The organism is Necropsobacter rosorum (genome assembly GCF_964241405.1).
Lineage (GTDB): Bacteria > Pseudomonadota > Gammaproteobacteria > Enterobacterales > Pasteurellaceae > Necropsobacter > Necropsobacter rosorum.
Genome location: NZ_CAXSXF010000002.1, coordinates 1 through 22,947, shown reverse-complemented (window position 1 = coordinate 22,947; position 22,947 = coordinate 1). Strand labels below are relative to the sequence as shown.

The window sequence follows — 22,947 nt, the reverse complement described above, 5'->3', positions numbered from 1 at the left end:
CAGTGGTAACCCATACCAAAGGTTACATGTGCAGTAGTTAAAAATAAAATAAGGGATAATAATCCCTCGGGTTAATCGTGCTGTTTTTGCACCGCACTTTTATACATACCTACAATGTACAATAAAAGTGCGGTGCATTTTAGCACAGTTTCGCGCAACGAAAAAGGCGCTGATTTACACCGCATTATCGGTATAAAGCGCCACATGACTCAACGCCGACATGCGCTCAATATAAGCGCGCACGCGCTCCGGAAACACCAGCCCTTTCACGCAGGTGAGATTGCGCAGCATCGGAAACAGCAGAATATCTTCCAGCGATAATTCGCCATTGACCGCGTTTTCATTCACAATCAAAGGGGCGAGCTCCGCCAAATCGGCGTTTAAGCGTGCGATATATTGCGGCGTATTGGCCAGATTTTCGGCAAAATCGCCGATACTTTCGGTCTTCTTGGCAAGAAAATAACGCCGCGCGCTTTCCGTGGCATATTCCGCCAGCCCAAGCTGCACAAAACGCGGCAACAATAACCGGTTATAATACGCACCGACCGTTTTCATCCAGTTCTCCAGTGCCGGGCGAACCTGATCCGACAGCAGTTTGGCGCCGTAGTTATCGTCAATATAACGCACAATATCCAGACTTTCCGGCATCGCGCCGCCGTCATCTTTCACCAGAATCGGCACCATTTTTTTGCCGACCAGCCCGGTGGGCGTGGCTTCATCGTCATTTAGCAGCACCACCGTTTCCACCGGTATATTTTTCAAACCGAAAATCATGCGTGCGCGTACGCAAAACGGGCAATGATCATAAATGTACAGTTGCATCTTTTCCTCCGCTTAGTCCAACTCGGTGCTTACTGTAGCGCAATCGCCGGCGATGTGGCAAGGAATGGGCGGAATATTTATCAAAACTTGACTTCAATCACAGAATATTCACACAATTCCCTTTATTATCAACACGAACCAATGTGATGAGCAAAGGAGGAAACGATGTGGAAATCCGTATCTCAGGTGTTGGCCGATCAATTCGGCGCATACTATTCCATCAAAGAAAAGGTGAAAGTGCACAGTGGCGAAATGCACGAAGCCTGGGTGATTGATGACGGTATCCAACCGGTTTTTGTTAAAGTCAATGCCAAATCATACCGTTCCATGTTCCGCGCAGAAGCCGATCAGCTGACTCTGTTGGCCAAAACCAATACCGTCCGCGTTCCGCAGGTTTACGGTATGGGATGTTCTCAGGGACACAGTTTCCTGCTGCTGGAGGCGCTGCGCCTCACGCCGCCGACCGCTCGGACAATGGCGGAATTCGGCAGTCAGCTGGCGCAGCTTCATCTTGCCGGCAATGCCGAACATTATGGACTGGATTTCGATAGCTGGCTGGGGCCGGTTTATCAGCCGAACGAATGGAAAGATAATTGGGCGAAATTTTTCAGCGAACAACGTATCGGCTGGCAGTTGCAAATCTGTAAAGAAAAAGCGCTGGATTTCGGCGATATCGCGCTTATCGTCCGCACCGTCGCCGCCCGGCTGGCTAAACACAATCCCAAACCGTCGCTGTTACACGGTAACCTATGGATTGAAAACTGCGCCGTAGCAAATGAACATATGGTGGTGTATGATCCCGCCTGTTACTGGGGCGATCGGGAATGCGACATCGCGTTTAGCGAACTGTTCCAGCCCTTTGGCGCGGAATTCTATCAGAATTATGACCGCACTTATCCGCTGCAAGCGGCTTATCAGGAACGTAAAGCATTGTATCAGCTGTATTATTTACTCAATTTCAGCCACCGTTTTCACGGCAATTACATTGAATTGACGCGCAAATTTATTCATCGACTGTTAGGAGAATAGATGACTGTTAAAGCAATCATTTTTGATATGGACGGAGTGCTGATCGACTCCGAACCCTTATGGAAACAAGCCGGCGTTGAGATTTTCAACGCCTTTGATCTTCCCGTGACTTGGGCGGACATGGTCGCCCTGACCGGTTTGCCTTCGCGGGCTATCGTGGAAAAAATCTACCAAAAATATCACAACGCGCCGGTGCCGGCCGACGAAATGGCGAGCCGTTTAAATACGCACGCCATCGACATGATTTTAAAGCAAAAACCTCTGATGCCCGGGGTGACGGAAACGCTGGAAAAACTGACCGCACTGGGTTATCGGCTGGCGGTCGCCTCCGCCTCGCCGCGCAAATTGCTGGAGGAAATCACCCGCCGCTGCGACATCGCTCAGTATTTTGCCTATTTATCCTCCGCCACCGAACTGGATTACAACAAACCGCATCCGCAGGTTTATCTGCACGCGGCGGAACAATTACAGACCGCGCCCGGTGACTGCCTCGGTATTGAAGATTCGGTGATCGGCATGACCGCAGTGAAAGCCGCCTCCATGAAATGTGTCGTCATTCCGGATAATGCCACAAAAACCGATCCCCGCTGGTCGCTGGCGGATGCCAAATTAACCTCCCTGCGCGACATCAATCAGGCGTTACTCGAAAAGCTGGCCGCCCATTGACGGATATGCCGGCCGGCATTAGCGCCGCGATTTATCCGTATTCGCTCGCCGGCTATTGCGTTTATCCCAGCTGCCGGTGTAAGGCTTTAACCGCAGCCGGCACATCCTGCGCGCGCGTAATGGCCGAAATAACCGCAATACCGTCCGCCCCGAACGCGGCCAGCTGCGCGGCGCTTTCTTGGGTGATACCGCCGATAGCCACTAACGGTTTAGTTATGCCCTGCTCTCTTAAACGTGCGATAAATTCGCTTCCCACCGCCGGTTTTTGATCCGCTTTCGATTGGGTCGGAAAAATCGGGCCGACGCCCAAATAGTCAACATCCGCTGACGCCGCACCACGCTGTGCCTGCTCCAGCGTATTGACCGACAACCCGACGATCAACGTGCGGTCGGTTTGGGCGCGGATTTGCGCCGCCTGCATGTCCGACTGCCCCACATGAATGCCGTCCGCCGCAACCGCCAGCGCCAGTTCGACATCATCATTCACAATAAACGGCACCCGATAATGACGACACAAATCCCGGCATTGCAGCGCCAACTGTTTTTGCGCCGCGCGATCCTGTTCCAGTGAACCGAACCCTTTGTCCCGGAACTGAAAACAGGTAATGCCGCTTTCCAGCGCCTGCTGCAAAATACGCAGCAAATGTTGCGCGCGATCACCTGCCAAATGCCGGCAATCCTGACTGCCGGCAACAAAATATAACGTCAGCATTGTTTTTATATCAAACATCATCACTCCTGATCATAAATCGGCGTCAATTTTTCAATTTAAACAGCATTCGGATTTTTGCTGTCATCGCGTAAATAAAGGAAAAAGATGAATAAGGGAAAATAGCGAACGGAACGGATAAGTGAAAAAAGTATTTTGCATAATGAGTTTCCTACGTCAGTATTAACTGGATCAGGTTCACGGGTGTTATCTCAGCCTCCGCACGGAAGCACCCCGACTAACGGTGTTGAGTGTATAGGAAGTGAATCTAAAAGGCAAAAAGTTTATGGTGGCCACAAAAAAGCCATTCGGGATATCGAATGGCTGTAAGCGAAAAGCGTGAGGTGAAATTATTTTTTCTCACCGTATTTTTCGGCAAGCTGCGACTGTAATTGCTGTAATTCATTAGTCGCCTGCACCGCATGCTGGGTTTTATCCTGTAACGCTTTCACGCCCTCGTCGGTCGGATTTTTCATCAGCGCAAGGCTGTCTTTCATTAAATCACTGGATAATGCCAGGGTGGATTTCATTTTTTCTTTCAACGGTTTGATTTCAGGGCTTTGAATATCAAGCGCATTGAGGCTTTTTTCAATTTCGCTGATTTTGGTATTTAACTCATTAACCGCCTGTTCAATTTGCTGCGGATCCTGTGTGGCGACTTTTTTCTGAAATTCCGCCTGGAACGCCGCCTGCGCCTGTTGATTCGCCGCCCCCCAATCGGTCAGCTTTTTAAAATCCGCCGCTGGATCCGCTTTGTTACATGCCGCTACGAACAGAGCGAACACGATTGCCGCTCCGATTTTCAATACTTTATTCATTGTACTGTCCTTAATATGTTAGTGAAAATCTCACATAGATGATATATGAGCGCTTAATTTTACTCTGTGGCAGGCAAAGTTGCCAATCGATAAATTAAAAGTTTTGTAAAGATGCCAGCAACGGCAAGCCGAACTCCCGCCGCCAGCCGCACAATAACTCGGGCGGTTGAGCCTCATCCCGCTCGGCCTGCCAGCACCAGCGCATCAGTTCTTCCAGCGCTTTTTTGCCGGCAATCACTTCCGCAGGCAGATCCGGCGGGGTCAGGGCTTTTAATTCGCGTTGTAGCATTTTCAACGTGCTGCGGTAACGCGGATCATCGGCAAGGCGCTCAATCAGCGGCGGATACGCCTGTTCATCGATCCGTTTGACCTGATCAATAAGTTGCAGGATTTTTTTGCCGTGAATACGGACTTCGGAAGACGAAAATCCCATTTCCAGCAAGGTGGAAGTATGCTTGGGATGATGTTTGGCCGCCAGCCATAAATGCTCGCTTTTGACCACAAAATTTAACGCCAGATCCCGTTTCTTCGCTTCCTGATAACGCCACTTTGCCAGCAGTTTCAACCGCATCAGCTCAAGCCGATCCAAACGCCAGGCGTTGGCAATAGCCAAATACGCCTTGTCGCTGTCTTTGCTTTTTTCCCGTTTATTCAGCAGCGATTCGCAGTCATTTTGCACCGCACTTTGCCAGCGGGTCTGCGCTAAAGCCGTCTGCATCCGCCGATACAATGGCAGCAAATACCACACATCCGCCGCTGCATAGCGCAGTTGATTTTCCGATAACGGACGTGCCAGCCAATCGGTACGCGATGCGCCTTTATCAAGCTCCAGCTGAAAATAATGTTTAATCAGCGCAGCGAAACCAAGAGAATGACCGAGATTCAGAAAACTCGCCATCACCTGCGTATCCATCATCGGGCGCGGCAGCTGCTGAAAATAATGCTGGAAAACCTCCAGATCCTCGCTGCTGGCGTGCAGCACTTTGCACAGCGACGGATCCGCCAGTAATGCCACGAAAGGCGAAAAATCATCAATCTGATTAGGATCGATTAAACTGACCTGTTCACCGTCATACAGCTGAATCAGGCCTAAGCGCGGATAAAAAGTGCGGGTTCGCACAAATTCGGTATCTAACGCCACCGCACGTTGTTGCCGTGCCTGCCGGCAAACCTCGTCCAGCGCCTGATTGGTCGTTATCAGCCTAAAGTGCGGTGCATTTTCGATTTCTTTTATTAATATGGACATAATGTAAACCCAAAGTCGCCCGTTAATCTTTTAATTTTACGGGCAAAAATGATGGGCGGTTAAGCCCATCTTATACTGAATTACTGTGCCGCGCGTTTGGCGATTTCTTCTTCTCGCAGCACTCGGCGTAAAATTTTCCCCACGTTGGTTTTCGGCAACTCGTCGCGGAATTCGATCTCTTTCGGCACTTTATAGCGCGTTAAATGACGGCGACAATGCTGGCGCAATTCATCGCGGGTCAGGCTGTCGTCTTTTTTCACCACAAAAATCTTGATGGTTTCGCCGGACACTTCGTGCGGCACACCGATTGCCACCACTTCGGCGACTTTATAATTCAGCATCACCACATCTTCAATTTCGTTCGGATAAACATTAAAGCCGGAGACGATGATCATATCTTTTTTGCGATCAACAATACGCAGGCTATAGCTTTCATCCATAATCACAATATCGCCGGTGGCCATCCAACCGTCTTTCAGCACCTCCGCGGTGGCTTCCGGACGCTGCCAGTATCCCTGCATCACCTGCTCGCCTTTCACCCAAAGCTCGCCCGGCTCGCCCAAGGCGGCTGGCGAACCGTCTTCTTTAATAATTCTGATATCCGTATTCGGCACCGGCACGCCGATGGTGCCGTTATGTTTCACCACATTGATCGGACAGGCCGCAATTAACGGCGAACATTCCGTCATGCCGTAGCCTTCAATAATGCTGCAACCGGTGGTCTCATGCCAGCGGGTCGCCACCGATTGCTGAATCGCCATGCCGCCGCCGACAGACAGTTTCAGCGCGGAAAAATCCACTTCTTTGAAATTTTCGTTATTCAGCAAGGCATTAAATAAGGTATTCACGCCGGTAATGGCGGCGAAACGGTGTTTTCTCAGCTCTTTGACAAAACCGTCGATATCGCGCGGATTGGTGATTAACAGTGCGGTCACGCCCAGTTCGATAAACAACAGGCAATTCACCGTTAAGGCGAACACATGATACAGCGGCAGCGCCAGCACCGCTTTACGTTCGCGGCTGCGATCCCCGACAAAGGGGTAAGCTATCCATTTGGCCTGAAAAACATTGGTGATAATATTGCCGTGCGACAGCATCGCGCCTTTCGCCACGCCGGTGGTGCCGCCGGTATATTGTAAAAACGCCAGCGTATCGCGTTCCAGATGCGGGCGCACATACTGGCGGTGTTTACCGATGGCCAAGACTTCACGAAAAGTCACCGCATGCGGCAGTTTATATTTCGGCACTAATTTTTTGACATATTTCACCACAAAATTGACCAGCGTGCGTTTGCCGAAAGACAGCTGATCGCCCATGCGGGTTAAAATCACATGTTTGACATTGGTGTTAAATACCACTTCTTCCAGTGTGGAAGCGAAATTAGACACCACCACAATCGCTTTGGCGCCGCTGTCTTGCAGCTGATGTTCCAGTTCGCGCGGGGTATAAAGCGGATTGACGTTCACCACCACCAGCCCGGCGCGCAAAATACCGAATAACGCGATAGGATATTGCAGCAGGTTCGGCATCATTAAGGCGACCCGTTCGCCGCCTTTCAGTTTTAATTCGTTTTGCAGATAGGCGGCAAACGCCCGGCTGCGTTCTTCCAGTTTACGGAAAGTTAAAACCTGTCCCATATTGATATACGCCGCGCGATCAGGATGGGCTCTTATCGCCCGGTCAAACATATCCAAGATATTTTCATATTCGGACGTATTCAATTCAAATTCGGAATCCGCCGGATAATTTTTAAACCAAGGTTTTTCCATTTGTTATCCTTATTATTGTCATCGGAAAAGTGCGGTCGGATTTTAGCACGTTAGGCGGGCTTAGTACAAACCGTAACGAAATCTCGGTTCCGGCCGCCAAAACGCGCCGCCCAGTCCCCAGCGCGAACGGGAAAAGCCCCAGAATCCGCCCCAGTAATCATCATCAGGATCATAATAATATTCGCGCATCAGCGTCCAGCGCTTATAATTTTCCACCGCGACCACCGGATAATGATACGGCGCTTCGTCAATTTTGCCCTGTTCCTGCATCGTCAGCCGGCCTGCGACGGTCACATATTGATCCTTCAGACTTTCCGGATCGACAAAGCCCTGAATATAAGCGATAAACCGCCCGTTCGTCGCGCCGTCCAGCAGCGGCTTGGCCGAATATTCGGCGATCGGTAGGCTGAGAATTTCTAATTTAGTCTGCTGTTTTAACGCCGTTACCGCCAGCACTTTACCGCCCAGACGAACCGATTTACAGCGACAGGCATAATCTTCCGTCTGGATCTGTGACAGACTGCGGATAGCGTATCGGTCACGCTCTAAGCCTTTCGGCGCGGAAACGCAGGCGCTCAGCGTAAAGATAAACAAAGGAAACAAGAGTAATTTTTTCATGTTGTTCTCCTTAATCAGGATGTATTGTCAATAAAATCCTTATTCCCGTCCGGGTAATTTTTTCCAGGTGACCGTGTTGCGCAAATAAACCGGCTCAATATCCACCGCACTTATCCATTGCTGGCGCTGATATAACGGCAATGCCAGCGACAGCATATAACGCGCCGACGGTAATTCCACCGCCGAATGGCTTGCCAGTCCGGCGGCGGCAAACTGTGCATAGGCGTTCCAGCCGGTGCCGACCGTCATCCATTGTCCGTTTAAATCCGATAATTGTGCGATCGCCTGTTCCGGGCGGCACACCTGCTCATCGATAACCGACCGCCATTGAATAAACTCGCCGAAATCCGACCGCACTTTTTCACCTGCCAGCCGGCTGAAATACACCTCGTTCATTCTGGCGTCAATGGCGCATAATACCTGCGTCGCGCCATATTGTTCATAGGCCTGCTGCGCCATGGCCGTCAGATTGGACACCGGAATTACCGGTAAATCCGCGCCCAGCGCCAGCCCTTGCGCAATGCCGGCGCCGACCCGCACGCCGGTAAAACTGCCCGGCCCGCGACCGAACGCTAATGCGTCCACTTGGTTTAATCTAATGCCCGCCTGCGCCAGAATGTCGTCCACCATCGGTAAAATCCGTTTGGTATGCGCGCGCTGCGCCAATTCGTCCGCGGCAATGGTTTCTCCCCGATAAAATAACGCCACCGAACAGGCTTCCGTGGAGGTGTCTAAAGCTAATAATGTTGTCATTGTTATGATTCCTGTTGAATCGTTGCCAGAAATTGTACCACGTTGTTTAAATCCCGGGTACGCCTTGCGTCGGGCAAACTTTTTAAAAAGGTTTCACCGTAAGGCCGCATCACCAAACGGCTGTCGCAGATAATCACCGCACCGCGATCCGTCACATCACGAATTAATCGTCCTACCCCTTGTTTCAGCGCGATCACCGCTTCCGGAATCTGAATATCCCGGAACGGTTCGCCGCCCTGTAAACGGCAGTCTTCAATGCGCGCTTTGAGCAGCGGTTCATCCGGTGCGGTAAACGGCAGTTTATCGATAATGACCAGCGAAAGCGCATCGCCGCGCACATCCACCCCTTCCCAGAAGCTTGAGGTGGCGACCAATACCGTTTGCGGTTGCTGAACGAACTGCTCCAGTAATTTGGCTTTCGGCATGTCACCCTGTAACAATACCGCAAGCTCACTGTTGGCGCGGAAATACTCCGCCAGCTCACGCATCACGGCATAGGAAGTGCACAGCACGAAACAGCGTCCGTGATTGTGTTCGATCACCGGCAGCAGCATCTCGCCCAGTTTCGCGGCGGTGCGGGTTTGGTTGCTTGCCGGCAAATAGCGCGGCACGCAGAACAGCGCCTGTTCGGGATAATTAAACGGGCTGGGCAGAATTTTTTGTGCGCCGCCGTCAATGCCCAATCGTCCGCAAAAGTGCGTAAAACTGCCGCCCACTTCCAGCGTGGCGGAAGTAAAAATCCATGCGGCCTGTTTGGCTTTCATCTGTTCGCCGAATTTATCCGCCACGGTCAGCGGAGTAATATGCAGACCGAATTGCCGCCCCATGGTTTCATACCAGTAGCAATAGCCGACAATTGAAGTATCCTGTAGGCGTGCCAGCATATTTTTCAGCGTGGCAAGACGTTCGAAAATACTGTCCAGCGTTTGCGATCGCCCCAATCCCCGCTTCACCACTTGCGAGGTAAACTCCAGTTTTTCCTGCAATAAAACAAAGCCTTTTTTGACCGCACTTTGATTCAGCAGCTCGCGCCAGTTACCGCGCCGGCTGCCCTCGCCCAGTAATAAGCGGAAATCCTGCGCCACTTTGAGCAGATTATCCGACGCCACTCCCAGCTGCGCCATATCTTTCACTTCGGTGCGATACACTATATGCAGATCTTTGCACAAATCAAACAGCTGGCGCCCGGTCACCGACTGGCCGAAATACTGACTGGCGATGTCCGCCAGCTGATGCGCCTCATCGAAAATAATCACTTCCGCCTGCGGGATCAGCTCGCCGAAACCGCTTTCTTTCACCGCCATGTCGGCAAAAAATAGATGATGATTAACCACCACCAAATCCGCATTCAAGGCTTTTTTGCGCGCCGCCGCCACATAACAATCCGCATAATTGGGGCAATCGCTGCCCAGACAGCTTTCCGCGGTGCTGGTCAGTTGCGGCACAATCGGGCTGTCTTCCGCCAGCGTCACACATTCAGTCAGATCGCCGGTTTTGGTGGCGTTATGCCATGCTCTGACCTTGGCAAGATCCGCCAGCACGCTGCGATCGCCCAATACGCCCTGCGCAATCACCTGCGCTAAACGTTCCAGACAAAGATAATTCGCACGCCCTTTTAACAACGCGATTTTACCGCTGTAGTTGAGCGCCCGTTTGATTGCCGGCAAATCGCGGTTGAATAATTGATCCTGCAGATTCTTGGAGCCGGTGGAAATAATGGTTTTCTTGTTTGACAATAACGCAGGCGCAAGATAAGCAAAGGTTTTGCCCGTTCCGGTTCCCGCCTCCACCACCAGCGTGGTGTTATGTGCGATGGCCTCTTCCACCGCCGTCGCCATCTCAAGCTGTTCCGCACGCGGGCGGAAGCCTTGAATGTTCCGGCTTAGCTCGCCGTCTGCGGAAAATATCTTGATTATTTGTTCAATCTTCGCCATTATCATTTCTATGCCGTTTTTATTGGCGCGTATTGTATCAGACTTCGGCAGCGACTGCTGCGCATTTCATCGGCAACGCCGCGGACTTTGCCGCCGAAGAAACCCGATTAAAGGAAAAGAAAAATGACCACAATTACCCTACTTAAGCAAATCACACCGGAACTCAGCCTGCAACAATATAACGAGATTCCCGTCATCGCCCTGCAACATCGCGTCGGCAGCGCCTTAATCGCGCTTCAGGGGGCGCATTTGTTCAGCTGGAAACCGCAAGGCGCAGCGCAGGATGTTTTCTGGTTAAGCGAAGTCGAACCCTTTAGTGCCGGCAATGCCATTCGCGGCGGCGTACCGATCTGTTATCCGTGGTTCGGCTCGGTGCAATCGCCGCCTCACGGCTATGCCCGCATTTCGCTCTGGCAGCTCAGCGATTATGCGATTGCGGAAGACAAAGTGCGGTTGAAATTCAGCCTGTTTTCCGCCGAAAATCTGATCGAGGCGAAAATCAGCATGCAATTTTGCGACCACTGTGAACTGACTTTTACTCACTACGGGCAACAGCCGGCACAGGCGGCATTGCACAGTTATTTCCATATCGGCGATATTGAATCCGTATCCGTTGCCGGCTTACCGACCACCTGTTTTAACTCCTTGCAGCAACAGAACGAACCGGTTCCGTCCCCGCGCCGGATTAGCGCCAACGTCGATGGTATTTATGCCGTCGCTTCCCCACTTACAACAACCGTTCATGATCCGGTTTATCAGCGTAATATTGTGATCGAACATAATAATGCCACCGAGGTGGTACTGTGGAATCCGTGGCACAAAGCCACAAGCGGCATGAGCGAACAGGGCTATAAGACTATGGTTTGTGTCGAAAGCGCGCGCATCAATCACCCTCTATCGCAAGGCGAACAGATTCGCACGCGGATTAAATTGGCTTAATCGAATGTCCATACCCGTCGAAGCGGCGGGGATATTTCGCGCATTAATTCAAATCCAACCGAGCTGGCTTAACAGCAACACGCCGATGGCGGAACCGAACATCGATCCGAAAGTGGTTAAGGCAATAATATTGGCAACCGTCACCGCATTGCCGCCCATCCCGCGCACCATGGCATAGGTTGCAGCGGCCAGCGGCGTGGCGGTGATTAAAAAGACAATGCCCAGATTCATGCCGCTTAAACCGAGGGCTTTGCCCAGCAATACCATAAAAACCGGCGCCACAATCACCCGTCCGATCGTTGCCATCCAGGATATACCGGAAGTTTTGAACAGATTTCTGACCTCAATACTGGCGCCGGTGCAGATCAGCGCCAACGGTAAGGTGATATTGACCAGATAATTCCCGGCGGTCATCAAAGGCTTGGGAATCTCCAGTTTAAGCACGCTTGCCAATAAACCCAGTGCAATGCCGATAATCAGCGGATTTTTCAGCACGTTCCACAACATCTTGCGCGGGCTGACCTTGCCGTCAGACAGGGAGCGGCTAATCGTGATCACCGCCAGAATATTATATAAAAACACCGAAACCGCGGTATAAATGGAGGCCGACGCTAAAGCGGCGTTGCCGTACGCATTGATACAAAAAGCCAGCCCCAGAATGCCGGCATTGCAGCGGTAAACGCCCTGTACAAAGGTGCCGCGTTCGCGTTTTTCGGCGATAAATTTCGCCGCGAACAGTTCGGCCAGAATAAACAAAGACAGCGTGCCGACGATACACACCGTCAGAATCCGGAGTTGTTGTTCGAGATGCTCAATCGGGTTGTTATAGAGATTAAAAAACAGCAGCACCGGCAGCGTAAGATTAAAAATCATTTTACTCGCCTGTTCACAGAAGCGGTCGTCGATCACGCGGCGCTTACGCAGCAACATACCGAGAATCAGCATAAACAGAATCGGACAGGTCACACTTGCCGAAAATATCAGCGAAGAAAGGAAATCATTGTTTTGCATAGATTATTATCTCGGTGAACGCGAAAAGTGCGGTGAAAATTTGCTGTTTTTTACCGCACTTTCGTCGGCTAAACTCTTAGGGCCAAATAGCGCTCCACGGTGTCCACAATCGCTTGTGTCTGCGGGTCGATTTCGATATTCACCGCCTCTCCCACGGCGCGCTGTGCGATTAATGTGCGCTGAATAGTTTCCGGAATCAAATTCACGCAGAATTGCTGCCCGTTGACTTCGCTGATGGTCAGACTGATGCCGTCAATGGCGATAAATCCTTTGGTCAGAATATATTTCATCAGTTCCGGCTGCGGCAATTCAAACCAAATTTGCAGATTATTGGGCGACGGAATACGCTGCGCCACTTTCGCGGTGGAATAGACATGACCGGACAACACATGCCCGCCGATTTCATCGCCCATGCGCATGGCGCGCTCGACATTTACCCAATCGCCGACCTGCAACCCGCCCAGATTGGTAATGCGCAGCGTTTCCATCATCAAATCGAAACTGACCAAATCTCCGTTGATGCCCGTCACCGTCAGGCAAACGCCGTTATTCGCCACCGAAGCGCCGACCGCCAGTCCCGGCAGTAATTCCGGTGGCATTTTTAACGTCTGTGTTCTAAAATTAGCTTTTTCGTCAATCGCATGAATTTGTGCCGTTGCTTGTACGATTCCTGTAAACATGATGTTCTCTCTGTGTTGAAAATAGTGTCGCTATTATATAACAAAACCCGGATTTTTATGAAATTTAGCCATCTTAAAGAATACCATTTTGAAGCCCGCAAACTTATCGCTATCGCCGTCCCGATTTTATTTGCCCAAATCGCGCAAAATTCCATGGGCTTGGTCGATACCATTATGGCGGGGCGCGTCAGTGCCGCCGATATGGCCGCCATTTCCGTCGGCGCCTCTATCTGGCTGCCGCTGGTATTGTTCGGGCACGGTTTACTGCTGGCGCTGCCGCCGACGATCGCCTATCTGAACGGCTCGGGACAACGTCACAGAATTGCCCATCAGGTGCGTCAGGGGTTATGGATTCTGCTGGCAAGCGCGATTCCGCTATGTTTTTTAATCTATAAAAGTGACATTGTCATCCAATATATGCAAATGGAGGAAAAACTGGCGAACATCACGATGGGTTATCTGCATGCGATGTTATGGGGCTTGCCGGGCTATCTGTTGATGATCAACTTCCGCTGTTTAAGCGACGGGCTGGCTAAAACCAAGCCGGCGATGGTGATCACGTTTTTGGGCTTAATGCTGAATATTCCGTTAAATTATATTTTTATTTACGGCAAACTGGGGCTACCGGCATTCGGCGCGGTAGGCTGCGGGATTGCAACCGCAATCGTCAACTGGGCAATGTGTATTATGATGATCACCTACAGCCGTCGAGCCGCCAATCAGCGCGATCTTCAGATATTTTCACCGCCGATTGAAAAACCGGATCTAAAAACTCTCGCCAAGCTGCTGCGTCTGGGTTTTCCCATCGCCGTGGCCTTATGCTGCGAAGTGGCGTTATTCGCCTTAGCGTCGTTATTACTTTCTCCGCTCGGTACCAATGTGGTGGCGAGCCATCAAATCGCCTTAAACACCAGCTCCTTTGTGTTTATGTTGCCGATGTCTTTGGGAATGGCGACCACCATTCTGGTGGGACAACGTTTAGGCGAAGGCTCGGCCAAAAATGCCAAACAGGTCTCTTATGCCGCACTCGGCGTAGGATTATCCATCGCGCTGGTCACGGCGCTGATTACGGTATTTTTCCGCACCGACATCGCGTCGATTTTCGTTAATGATCAAACGGTGATTTCCATGGCCGGCAGCCTGTTGCTGCTTGCCGCGTTATATCAGTTCTCCGATACGATCCAAGTGGTGTCCGGCGGCGCACTGCGTGGTTATAAAGATACGCAGGCGATTTTATATATTACGCTGTTCTGTTACTGGGTTCTCGGCATGCCGCTCGGCTATACGCTGGCGCGCACCGATCTGATTGTCCCCGGCCTCGGGGCGGCAGGATTTTGGATCGGCTTTGTCGTCAGCTTAACCGTTGCCGCAATACTGCTTATGCGGCGTATGCGCAAAATTCAGGCGCTGCCGGATCAGGTATTACTGGCTAAACTGGAAAAACTCAAGTAAACCTTTTTCTTGCTAAACCGAACGTCGGTTTAAAATGAGAACAATTCCTATTGTTAAAAGAAAGTCTTTTCGCTATAATCGCGCGGATTTTCAATACGTTTTTAGCATAATGGGATTTTTATGAAGTTTAAATTAAGCGTAATTTACACCGCACTTTTTGCCGGTGTTTCTTTCGGCGCACTGGCTGAAACAAATCAGCAGCCTAATAATGGAAGTTTAGAACAAATTACTATTGTCACCGAGGTGGAAAAAGCCAAAGCGGCCGGCAGTAAACAAAAAGAAGTGGCTAATCTCGGCCTGCTCGGTAACCAGCTTGCCTTTACCTCGCCGATCAGCGTGGTAAATTATGATGAAAAAGCCTTTGAAGATCAGCAACCGCGCAATGTGGTGGACGCGATTGCCAAAACTGACGCATCCGTAATGAATTTCGGCGGCGAAACCAATACCCTGCAAGGCGTTTATGTACGCGGTTTACAATTAGACGCACGCCAAATCAGCCTAAACGGCTTAGCCGGTTTATACTCCACCTATAACTCTCCGACTGCCGGTGTCAGCGCCGCGCAATTAATTAAGGGCGCTTCCACGGTGACAAGCGGCATGGATCCGGAAGGTTCGGCCGGCGCCGCAATGAATATCGAAACCAAACGAGCCACCGACGAAGAAATTAACAAAATCGGTTTCGGTTGGTTCAGTAATAACCGTTTGCAGGAAAGTTTTGACTTCGGACGTCGCTTCGGCACTCATCAAGAATGGGGCGTGCGTATTAACGGAAAATACCGTGACGGCGATACCGCCCGCGTCGGTTACAGCGAGCGTGATAAAGAATTGGCTATCGGTGCTGATTATCGGGGTGAAAAATTACGCGTCGGCGTAGATTATATGTACAGTAAGCGTAAAACCGACGGCGGACGCGCCCGTGTACAGGATATTCAGATGCTGGATTTCGCTTTACCGTCCGCACCGAACGGTAAAACCAATTTAATTCCGAGCTGGTCCGGACAAACGACAGAAGATCAAACCGTTATGACCACCTTTGAATATGATCTGCCATACAACATGATGTTATCCGGCGGTGTCGGTCATCTTGAATCCAAATATGACGGTTCCTTCGGTCAGGTACGAATGGTTGATTCTGCCGGCAATTACAGCATTCGTTCCATGCGCGGTATGGATTACCGCACCCGCACCACCAGTGGCAACCTGAAATTACAGGGGGAATTTGAAATTGCCTCCGTACTAAACAACTGGAGCATGGCCTTTGACAGCGTCACACGTTATCGCGATTTCGATCAGACGCCGGTTGTAAATTACGGCACCTTAAAAAAAGCCTATGCCGGATTAAATATTTATCATCCGCAGTTCCCGGCTTCTCCGACATACTCGGATCTGGCACAAAGTACCGATGAAAAAGTACAGGCACACAGCTTAGCATTTGCCGATACGCTGGGCTTTTCCGACAACCGAATTCGTCTAACTTTAGGCGGCCGTTATCAATGGATCAAACAGCATGACTATAGTGCGGGGATCAAAGCCCATGAAAATCGTTTCAGCCCGATGGCGACTCTCGCTTATGTGCCTAATTCGAATTTAGTGTTCTACGGAAACTATCTGGAAGATTTAGAACCGGGTGCCATTGACGAAAATACCGGCGTAATGGCTAAGCCAATCGTCAGTCGCCAGATTGAAATCGGTGTGCGCAAAAACTGGAGTGAACAATTCACTACGACATTAAGTTTATACCAAATCCGCCGGCCGGGTATTAACGTGTTAACCGGTGAAGAACAAGGCAAAGAACGAAATCGCGGTATCGAATTTAACGCTTATGCCAGACTGTTAAACGGCACATTGCGCCCAAGCTTCGGTATTACCTATAACAAAGGTGAGTTGATTGATTACACCACTTTCGGCACCGCTTATGCGGATAAGGGAACGATTGTTAGCGGCGTGCAGGTTGCCAGCCCGCGCATTATTTATAAAGGAGCAATCGAATGGGATACGCCGTTTATTAAAGATTTAACCTTAAATGCGGCCATTCAATATTACGGTTCCTCTTATCAGGATTACGGCAAAAAATATAAATTCTCACCTTATACTACAGTAGATGTCGGTGCTAAATATGTGATTCATCTGAGCCAGAAACAAATGCTCACATTACGCGGCGCAATCGAAAATCTATTTAATGAGAATTACTGGCAAGTACAGCGCGGTCGCTATGATCGCAGTTTCGCTGTGGTCGGGCTGCCGCGTACATACTGGTTAAATGCTGAATATTCATTCTAACCCCAATCCTCCCCAAGGGCAGTGTCACTGCCCTTTTGTCGTTTTTTACGGAATCAATCATGAACTGGCAAACGGAACTGAATAATAGTTTTTACTGGCTTGTCAGCGCACTGTTTTGGGTGGCGCTGTGTTTTTCGCTGACGGCGGTGATGTTGCGGCAAACGGATTTCGGTCGGAAATTCTGGTTAATCACGAAGCCTTGTTTAACCAAAAGCAATAGGCTGAAAACCTGCGGGCTGATTCTGATTTTATTTACCTTAATTTTGCTGGAAGTGCGTATCAGCGTGCTGAATACGTTTTTCTACAACGGGTTGTATAGTTCGCTGCAAAATAAACAGGCCGAGGCGTTTTGGTTTTTTGCCACCGTCAACGTTATGCTGGTGCTGGTTAAAATTATTCACTCCATCGTAAATTATCTGATGCTGCAGGTATTTGAAATTCGTTGGCTGGAAAAACTCAACGCGGACATGCTAGCGCGCTGGCTGGCCAATAAAAATTATTATCGCCTGAAATATGTGAAGGAAATTCCCGATAATATTGATCAGCGTATTGAACAGGATGCGCGGGAATTTATTTCAAGTACCACCGAACTGGTGCGCGGGGTGATTAATTCCGTGGTCTCCACCATCGAATTTACCATTATTCTGTGGGGATTATCCGGTCTGCTGGTGTTATTCGGGCTGGCGATTCCCAAAGGCGTGGTCTTTTTTATCTATGGTTTTATTCTCGCCGCGACCGCCCTGTCAGTCTGGATCGGCTACCCGTTAGTCAGACTGAATTTTAATAAAGAACATTTTAGCGGTAACTACCGTTATTCTCTGATTCGGGTACGCGATAATGCGGAAAGTATCGCATTTTACGAAGGCGAGCAAAAAGAGCGGTCGAATTTAAGCGAGAAATTTAATACCGTCATTCAAAACCGCTGGGCAATTGTGCGTAAAATGCTGGGGCTGGACGGATTTAATACCGGCGTCACGCAGATTGCCATGATCCTGCCGTTAATGCTGCAGGCGCCGCGTTTTTTCGCCGGGCAGGTCACACTGGGCGATATGCACCAGACCGTGCAGTCATTCAATCGCCTGATGCGCGCGTTGTCCTTTTTTCGCCTGTTTTATGAAGAATTTACCCTGTATCAGGCGCGCTTAAACCGTCTTGCCGGTTTTATGCAAAAACTGGATGAGTTGGATAATACCCAAGTTCATCAGCCGATAGAATGCACAAACCGCGTTTCTCTGCGCCATTTCGGCATTCGCGATCAGGAAAATAACATTATTCTGGATAACATCAATATTGAGTTAAGCAACGGCGATGCGCTGCTGATTCAAGGTCCGTCCGGTGCCGGTAAAACCACCTTGCTAAAAGCCATCGCCGGCATTTATCCTTTCGCCACCGAGGGGCATGCCGAACGCCCCTGCGGCGCGGAAGCCTTATTTCTGCCGCAACGGCCTTATATGCCGCAAGGCACGCTGCGCGAAGCGATTTGTTATCCGACAATTGACATTCACCATGCCGAATTGGAACAGGTGATGCGGGAATGCCGGTTAGAAAAATATCTCGGCGCGTTGGATATTGAAAATGACTGGCAGGTTATTTTGTCTCCGGGAGAACTGCAACGGGTGGCATTTATCCGGATTTTATTAAGCAAACCGGATGTGGTGTTTTTAGACGAAACCACCTCGGCACTGGATGAACCGACGGAAGAATTACTCTACGGCATGATCAGACACCGATTGCCTCAGATGATTATACTGAGTATCGGACATCGCTGTACCTTGCGGCAATTCCATAATAAACGGCTTTATTTATCATAAAACCGTCACAAAAAAACGGTGAGAAATTTCTCACCGTTTTTAGTTAAGAGCAAAAAGCTTATTCGACCACTAATGTACGGCAGGTATTGGTGCTGCCGCTCGCCAGTTCATCACCTTGCGTCAACAGAACCAGATCGCCGGTCACTAAGAATCCTTTGTTTTTTAACAACTGAATCGCTGCTTTCGCCCCTTCAACGGTACGGCTGACTTCTTCACTGAAAATCGGCGTAACTCCACGATAAAGCGCACATAAATTTAATGTCGCTTCATTACGGGATAACGCGAAGATCGGTAAACCGGAGCTGATACGCGACATTAATAGCGGTGTACGGCCGCTGCTTGTCATGGTAATAATTGCCGCCACCCCTTTCATATGGTTTGCCGCAAACATCGCCGACATGGCAACGGACTCTTCAATAGTATCAAATTGTGCATCCATACGATGACGGGAAACATTGATACTTGGCATTTTTTCCGCCCCTAAACACACTTTCGCCATGGCGGCGACCGTTTCCGACGGATATTGACCCGCCGCAGTTTCTGCCGAAAGCATAACGGCATCGGTTCCGTCCAGCACCGCATTCGCAACGTCCATCACTTCCGCACGGGTCGGCATCGGATTGCTGATCATGGATTCCATCATTTGTGTTGCCGTAATCACCACGCGGTTTAATTGACGTGAGCGACGGATTAATTTTTTCTGCACGCCGACTAATTCAGGATCGCCGATTTCCACCCCTAAATCCCCGCGGGCAACCATAATCACATCGGAAGCCAGAATAATATCATCCATTGCTTCACTGGTCGCCACCGCTTCGGCGCGTTCGACTTTGGCGACAATTTTCGCGTTAAGTCCGGCTTCTTTGGCCAATTGACGGGCGTAATTCAAATCGGCGCTGGAGCGCGGGAACGACACCGCTAAATAGTCCACGCCGATACGCGCGGCGGTAATAATGTCCGCTTTATCTTTTTCGGTTAAGGCATCTGCCGATAAACCGCCGCCTAGCTTGTTGATCCCTTTATTATTGGATAAAGGACCGCCGACAGTCACTTCGGTAAAGACTTTCGCACCCTCGGTGGACAAGACTTTCAACTGCACGCGGCCGTCATCCAATAACAGAATATCACCCGGAACAACATCCTGAGGTAGTGTTTTATAATCCAGACCGACCGCCTCTTGCGAACCTTCACCTTTCGGCAATTCGGCATCTAAAATAAATTTATCACCAATATTTAAGAAAATTTTACCATCTTTAAAAGTCGAAACACGGATTTTAGGCCCTTGCAAGTCGCCCAGAATAGCCACCGTTTTGCCTAATTTTTTTGCAATTTCACGCACACGCTGCGCACGACCGATGTGATCATCCGGCGTACCGTGTGAGAAATTCATACGAACAACGTTTGCACCGGCCGCAATAATTTTTTCCAGATTATTGCCACGGTCTGTTGAAGGCCCCATAGTACATACGATTTTCGTTCTTCTCAGTCTTCTAGACATTATTTACTCCGTCAATTATTACAATTAATTTAAAACATTCTTTTACCGACCGCACAATACCCGCGACGGCGAAAAACTGCGGGTATTATACGCTGAAAACAAAATCAGATCGAGATCACAAATTATAAAAAAATCGTAAAGAAATTGAACAATTGGTTAATTTTATGACAAACAAATTCTAAATCGGAAAAACGCCTTGTCTTAATGAAAAAAAGACTATATTATTACCGCACTTTCGTAAGGCGACTATAGCTCAGTTGGTTAGAGCACCACCTTGACATGGTGGGGGTCACTGGTTCGAGTCCAGCTAGTCGCACCATATTCAATCCCAAGTCAGTTGACTTGGGATTTTTCTTTTCATTGTCAGAAATAAGCACAAAAACAGATCTGCTTTCAAAAAGCGGATGATATTCCGCGCAGAAAGAAAACAGATTAAAATAACACCGCACTTTTTTATTAATAAACCGCACGCATAATTTATTTCCCGCTGTCACCGTAATTGCCCAATACTCTTGCGCTCGGGTCATTAACATTACAGCCCTCCCAGTCTTTATTCGGCATCCAGAAGTCTTTAATCCAGTGCGCTTGTCCCGGGTAAAACCGTTCAAAAATATCGCGGTACAGCAATGATTCTTTGGTAAACGGCGTGGCATACGGATATTTTTCTTTCGCCTGCATTAATTCATCATCGCTGTATTTATTTTCGGCAAAGGCTTTAAGATGATCGACCATAGAATGTCCCACGGCATCACTGAACGCGGCTTTTTCCCGGTATAAAATGCTGTCCGGCAAATAGCCTAAACCGGCAAACGCTTTGCGCAAGAGATATTTTCCCTTGTGATAGACATTCATCTTACGCTGCGGATTAATACTCATTGCATAATTGACAAAATCGATATCACTGAACGGCACGCGGGCTTCCAGAGAATGCGCCGCCAAGCAGCGATCCGCACGCAATACGTCATACATATAAAGTTCGCGGATACGTTTCTGCGCTTCCTGCTGAAAAGCGGCCGCACTCGGGGCAAAATCGGTATATTTATAACCAAAAATCTCGTCGCTGACTTCACCGGTCAGCAACACTTTTAAATCGGTATTTTCACGAATATATTGGCATACCAAATACATGCCGATACTGGCGCGAATCGTCGTAATATCCCAGGTTTCCAGATGCCAGATAACCTTTTCCAGACAGGCGATCACCTCATCTTTTGTCATGATGACTTCCGTATGCTCGGTGCCTAAAAAATCCGCCACTTCTTTGGCATACTTCAGATCGATAGGATCGGTATCCATACCGACGGCAAATGTTTTAATCGGCGTATCCGAATGTTTTTGCGCAATGGCACAAACCAACGATGAATCCAACCCGCCGCTGAGTAAAAAACCGAGCGGTGCATCGGCACTCAGGCGCTTAATTACCGCGGCTTCCAGTTTCTCACGCAAATTCTGCGCGATGCTATCGACATCCTGCTCAACAATCGTTTTCGGATCGGCAATATCGTTGTAACAAACAAATTGACTGCCGTCATAATAATGACCGGGCGGGAAAGGCGCGATATCGCGACAAAACGGCAGCAACGCTTTCGCTTCAGAAGAAAACGCAATGCCGCCGGTTTGTCGATCGTAGCCGTAAAACATCGGGCGAATGCCGATAGGATCACGTCCGGCGTAAATCTTCCCGCGCTGCGTATCGACTAAAACCAGTGCGAATTCCGCATCCAGCATTTTCATCATCACGTCAATTCCAACCTGCTGATAAAGCGGAATCAATACCTCACAATCGCTGCCGGAACGGAAATCATAGTCGTTTTCCAACAGTTGTTTCAGCTGCGGATAATTATAAATTTCGCCATTACAAATCAGCTCAATACCATCATGTTTGAAAGGTTGATTGCCATTATCCGTCAAATCCATAATAGATAAACGATGAAATCCCCAGACGCCGTTACTTTCAGACGCTAAATATTGATTATCCGGCCCGCGATGAAACAGCGTATCAAACCCGCGTTTAACATCTTCAGAATACGGCGCCGACGAAAAAACAAATCCACACATATTAAAAATCCTATCACTAAAACGATGCAGCTAATTTTAATCTAAATTCAAAGCAAGTCAACATTAATAAAATTAAATTTAAATAAAAATCGATTTAAAAAGATAAAATATAAAAAAAAGTTAATTATTTTGAATTTAATTTATAAAAATAAGATTTAGAATATAAGATTTAGGATACTCGGTTTACTTGCATCACAGGATTAAAAACTCATCAAAAACCCACCGCACTTTATCCCCTTTATCTTCGGTTAACCCAAAAATGCGGTAATTTTTTGTCTGTTTTTTGTGGTTTGGTTGTGTTGAGTTTGGTTTATATTTTGATTTGTTTAGAAAAAAATTCTCTCAAAACCCACCGCACTTTACCCCCGTTATCTTTGATTAACCTAAAAGTGCGGTGACTTTTTTACCTGTTTTTTTATTGTTGTCTGGTAGTTGTGTTGAGTTGGATTGGGTTGAGTTTATGTTTTGACTTTTTTACTTGATTCACCGCCGGCCGAAACAGCAAAAGTGCGGTGGCTTTTTGCCGGTTTTCCCCAAAAACAAAAAAACCACCTGCCCTCGGCAAGTGGTCTCTTCTCTAATTAAAACCCGGCGGTGTCCTACTCTCACATGGGGAAACCCCACACTACCATCGGCGTTACAGCGTTTCACTTCTAAGTTCGGCATGGGATTAGGTGGGCCCACTGCACTATCGCCGCCGGAATATTCCGTTATGATATTCGTCTTCGTTGTCTTTTCTCTTCTTCTCTTTTGTTCTCTTCGGTTGCTCTCGCTATCCTTCAATCCGAAACAAGCTGATACTTTCTACTGTTTACTGTCTGTTTATTATTCGACACCCTCAGTTTTCATCTCCT

General features: G+C 49.0%; 18 protein-coding genes, 1 tRNA gene, 1 rRNA gene and 1 riboswitch. Of the genes, 7 read left to right on the top strand and 13 right to left on the bottom strand.

Annotated features, from left to right (window positions below; all coding sequences use genetic code 11):
- Nucleotides 1-174: 174 nt before the first annotated feature.
- Nucleotides 175-822 (bottom strand): glutaredoxin 2, encoded by a 648-nt coding sequence (grxB, locus tag ACESOH_RS04150; protein ID WP_373099909.1) that lies wholly within the window; start codon nucleotides 820-822, stop codon nucleotides 175-177.
- Nucleotides 823-987: 165 nt separating this feature from the next.
- Here grxB and ACESOH_RS04145 point away from each other — a divergent pair, with 165 nt between their 5' ends.
- The gene (locus ACESOH_RS04145) at nucleotides 988-1,851 is read left to right on the top strand and encodes a fructosamine kinase family protein (RefSeq protein WP_373099907.1); all 864 of its coding nucleotides are present in this window, start codon (nucleotides 988-990) and stop codon (nucleotides 1,849-1,851) included.
- Nucleotides 1,852-2,517 carry a hexitol phosphatase HxpB gene (gene hxpB / locus ACESOH_RS04140; RefSeq protein ID WP_373099905.1) on the top strand — a complete coding sequence of 222 codons (666 nt, stop codon included), beginning with the start codon at nucleotides 1,852-1,854 and terminating at the stop codon, nucleotides 2,515-2,517.
- 61 nt (nucleotides 2,518-2,578) lie between these two features.
- On the opposite strand, the gene thiE is transcribed toward hxpB, so the two are convergent.
- From thiE to yoaA, 7 genes are all read right to left on the bottom strand, one after another.
- Entirely contained in the window at nucleotides 2,579-3,247 is a 669-nt protein-coding gene (thiE, locus tag ACESOH_RS04135) for a thiamine phosphate synthase (RefSeq protein ID WP_373099903.1), read from the bottom strand.
- A gap of 131 nt (nucleotides 3,248-3,378) precedes the next feature.
- A riboswitch (TPP riboswitch) is annotated at nucleotides 3,379-3,473 on the bottom strand.
- Nucleotides 3,474-3,576: 103 nt separating this feature from the next.
- A complete protein-coding gene (locus ACESOH_RS04130; protein WP_373099902.1) occupies nucleotides 3,577-4,044 on the bottom strand; it encodes a PM1805 family lipoprotein in 468 nt (155 codons plus the stop codon).
- A gap of 94 nt (nucleotides 4,045-4,138) precedes the next feature.
- Entirely contained in the window at nucleotides 4,139-5,290 is a 1,152-nt protein-coding gene (gene rnd, locus ACESOH_RS04125) for a ribonuclease D (RefSeq protein ID WP_373099900.1), read from the bottom strand.
- An 80-nt stretch (nucleotides 5,291-5,370) separates the two neighbouring features.
- The gene (gene fadD, locus ACESOH_RS04120) at nucleotides 5,371-7,059 is read right to left on the bottom strand and encodes a long-chain-fatty-acid--CoA ligase FadD (protein WP_373099899.1); all 1,689 of its coding nucleotides are present in this window, start codon (nucleotides 7,057-7,059) and stop codon (nucleotides 5,371-5,373) included.
- A 60-nt stretch (nucleotides 7,060-7,119) separates the two neighbouring features.
- Nucleotides 7,120-7,677, bottom strand: a complete 558-nt coding sequence (locus tag ACESOH_RS04115; RefSeq protein WP_373099897.1) for a Slp family lipoprotein — start codon at nucleotides 7,675-7,677, stop codon at nucleotides 7,120-7,122.
- A 39-nt stretch (nucleotides 7,678-7,716) separates the two neighbouring features.
- Complete coding sequence (gene tsaB, locus ACESOH_RS04110) at nucleotides 7,717-8,436, bottom strand: tRNA (adenosine(37)-N6)-threonylcarbamoyltransferase complex dimerization subunit type 1 TsaB (protein ID WP_373100417.1); 720 nt, start codon at nucleotides 8,434-8,436, stop codon at nucleotides 7,717-7,719.
- On the bottom strand, nucleotides 8,433-10,364 hold the full coding sequence (gene yoaA, locus ACESOH_RS04105) for a DNA repair helicase YoaA (protein ID WP_373099895.1): 1,932 nt from the start codon (nucleotides 10,362-10,364) through the stop codon (nucleotides 8,433-8,435). Before yoaA ends, tsaB begins: the two co-directional genes overlap by 4 nt.
- Nucleotides 10,365-10,487: 123 nt before the next feature.
- Here yoaA and ACESOH_RS04100 point away from each other — a divergent pair, with 123 nt between their 5' ends.
- Entirely contained in the window at nucleotides 10,488-11,303 is an 816-nt protein-coding gene (locus tag ACESOH_RS04100; RefSeq protein WP_373099894.1) for a D-hexose-6-phosphate mutarotase, read from the top strand.
- A gap of 48 nt (nucleotides 11,304-11,351) precedes the next feature.
- Here the strand turns inward: ACESOH_RS04100 and ACESOH_RS04095 are convergent, their stop codons facing one another.
- Nucleotides 11,352-12,314 carry an AEC family transporter gene (locus tag ACESOH_RS04095; RefSeq protein ID WP_373099892.1) on the bottom strand — a complete coding sequence of 321 codons (963 nt, stop codon included), beginning with the start codon at nucleotides 12,312-12,314 and terminating at the stop codon, nucleotides 11,352-11,354.
- Nucleotides 12,315-12,382: 68 nt separating this feature from the next.
- Nucleotides 12,383-12,994 (bottom strand): riboflavin synthase subunit alpha, encoded by a 612-nt coding sequence (locus ACESOH_RS04090; RefSeq protein ID WP_373099891.1) that lies wholly within the window; start codon nucleotides 12,992-12,994, stop codon nucleotides 12,383-12,385.
- Nucleotides 12,995-13,051: 57 nt separating this feature from the next.
- Between ACESOH_RS04090 and ACESOH_RS04085 the strand changes: the two genes are divergently transcribed.
- From ACESOH_RS04085 to ACESOH_RS04075, 3 genes are all read left to right on the top strand, one after another.
- Nucleotides 13,052-14,446, top strand: a complete 1,395-nt coding sequence (locus ACESOH_RS04085) for an MATE family efflux transporter (RefSeq protein ID WP_373099890.1) — start codon at nucleotides 13,052-13,054, stop codon at nucleotides 14,444-14,446.
- Between the two features lie 120 nt (nucleotides 14,447-14,566).
- Nucleotides 14,567-16,726 carry a TonB-dependent receptor gene (locus tag ACESOH_RS04080; protein WP_373099888.1) on the top strand — a complete coding sequence of 720 codons (2,160 nt, stop codon included), beginning with the start codon at nucleotides 14,567-14,569 and terminating at the stop codon, nucleotides 16,724-16,726.
- A 59-nt stretch (nucleotides 16,727-16,785) separates the two neighbouring features.
- Nucleotides 16,786-18,537, top strand: a complete 1,752-nt coding sequence (locus ACESOH_RS04075) for an ABC transporter ATP-binding protein/permease (protein ID WP_373099886.1) — start codon at nucleotides 16,786-16,788, stop codon at nucleotides 18,535-18,537.
- 58 nt (nucleotides 18,538-18,595) lie between these two features.
- Here ACESOH_RS04075 and pyk read toward each other — a convergent pair whose 3' ends face one another.
- Complete coding sequence (pyk, locus tag ACESOH_RS04070; protein WP_084703504.1) at nucleotides 18,596-20,035, bottom strand: pyruvate kinase; 1,440 nt, start codon at nucleotides 20,033-20,035, stop codon at nucleotides 18,596-18,598.
- Nucleotides 20,036-20,277: 242 nt separating this feature from the next.
- Here pyk and ACESOH_RS04065 point away from each other — a divergent pair.
- A tRNA-Val gene (locus ACESOH_RS04065) sits at nucleotides 20,278-20,354 on the top strand.
- A gap of 158 nt (nucleotides 20,355-20,512) precedes the next feature.
- On the opposite strand, the gene asnB is transcribed toward ACESOH_RS04065, so the two are convergent.
- Together asnB and rrf are read right to left on the bottom strand one after the other, a co-directional pair.
- On the bottom strand, nucleotides 20,513-22,093 hold the full coding sequence (asnB, locus tag ACESOH_RS04060; protein WP_373099885.1) for an asparagine synthase B: 1,581 nt from the start codon (nucleotides 22,091-22,093) through the stop codon (nucleotides 20,513-20,515).
- A 586-nt stretch (nucleotides 22,094-22,679) separates the two neighbouring features.
- A 5S ribosomal RNA gene (gene rrf, locus ACESOH_RS04055) occupies nucleotides 22,680-22,795 on the bottom strand.
- Between the last annotated feature and the right edge of the window lie 152 nt (nucleotides 22,796-22,947).

Bases quoted from the DNA above. Each gene is read 5' to 3' on its own strand.
- fadD (WP_373099899.1), bottom strand. From the start codon at position 7,059: ATGGAAAAACCTTGGTTTAAAAATTATCCGGCGGATTCCGAATTTGAA.
- ACESOH_RS04075 (WP_373099886.1), top strand. From the start codon at position 16,786: ATGAACTGGCAAACGGAACTGAATAATAGTTTTTACTGGCTTGTCAGC.
- ACESOH_RS04145 (WP_373099907.1), top strand. From the start codon at position 988: ATGTGGAAATCCGTATCTCAGGTGTTGGCCGATCAATTCGGCGCATAC.
- ACESOH_RS04130 (WP_373099902.1), bottom strand. From the start codon at position 4,044: ATGAATAAAGTATTGAAAATCGGAGCGGCAATCGTGTTCGCTCTGTTC.
- rnd (WP_373099900.1), bottom strand. From the start codon at position 5,290: ATGTCCATATTAATAAAAGAAATCGAAAATGCACCGCACTTTAGGCTG.
- ACESOH_RS04080 (WP_373099888.1), top strand. From the start codon at position 14,567: ATGAAGTTTAAATTAAGCGTAATTTACACCGCACTTTTTGCCGGTGTT.
- ACESOH_RS04095 (WP_373099892.1), bottom strand. From the start codon at position 12,314: ATGCAAAACAATGATTTCCTTTCTTCGCTGATATTTTCGGCAAGTGTG.
- asnB (WP_373099885.1), bottom strand. From the start codon at position 22,093: ATGTGTGGATTTGTTTTTTCGTCGGCGCCGTATTCTGAAGATGTTAAA.
- grxB (WP_373099909.1), bottom strand. From the start codon at position 822: ATGCAACTGTACATTTATGATCATTGCCCGTTTTGCGTACGCGCACGC.
- ACESOH_RS04085 (WP_373099890.1), top strand. From the start codon at position 13,052: ATGAAATTTAGCCATCTTAAAGAATACCATTTTGAAGCCCGCAAACTT.
- ACESOH_RS04100 (WP_373099894.1), top strand. From the start codon at position 10,488: ATGACCACAATTACCCTACTTAAGCAAATCACACCGGAACTCAGCCTG.
- ACESOH_RS04090 (WP_373099891.1), bottom strand. From the start codon at position 12,994: ATGTTTACAGGAATCGTACAAGCAACGGCACAAATTCATGCGATTGAC.
- ACESOH_RS04115 (WP_373099897.1), bottom strand. From the start codon at position 7,677: ATGAAAAAATTACTCTTGTTTCCTTTGTTTATCTTTACGCTGAGCGCC.
- pyk (WP_084703504.1), bottom strand. From the start codon at position 20,035: ATGTCTAGAAGACTGAGAAGAACGAAAATCGTATGTACTATGGGGCCT.
- yoaA (WP_373099895.1), bottom strand. From the start codon at position 10,364: ATGGCGAAGATTGAACAAATAATCAAGATATTTTCCGCAGACGGCGAG.
- hxpB (WP_373099905.1), top strand. From the start codon at position 1,852: ATGACTGTTAAAGCAATCATTTTTGATATGGACGGAGTGCTGATCGAC.
- thiE (WP_373099903.1), bottom strand. From the start codon at position 3,247: ATGTTTGATATAAAAACAATGCTGACGTTATATTTTGTTGCCGGCAGT.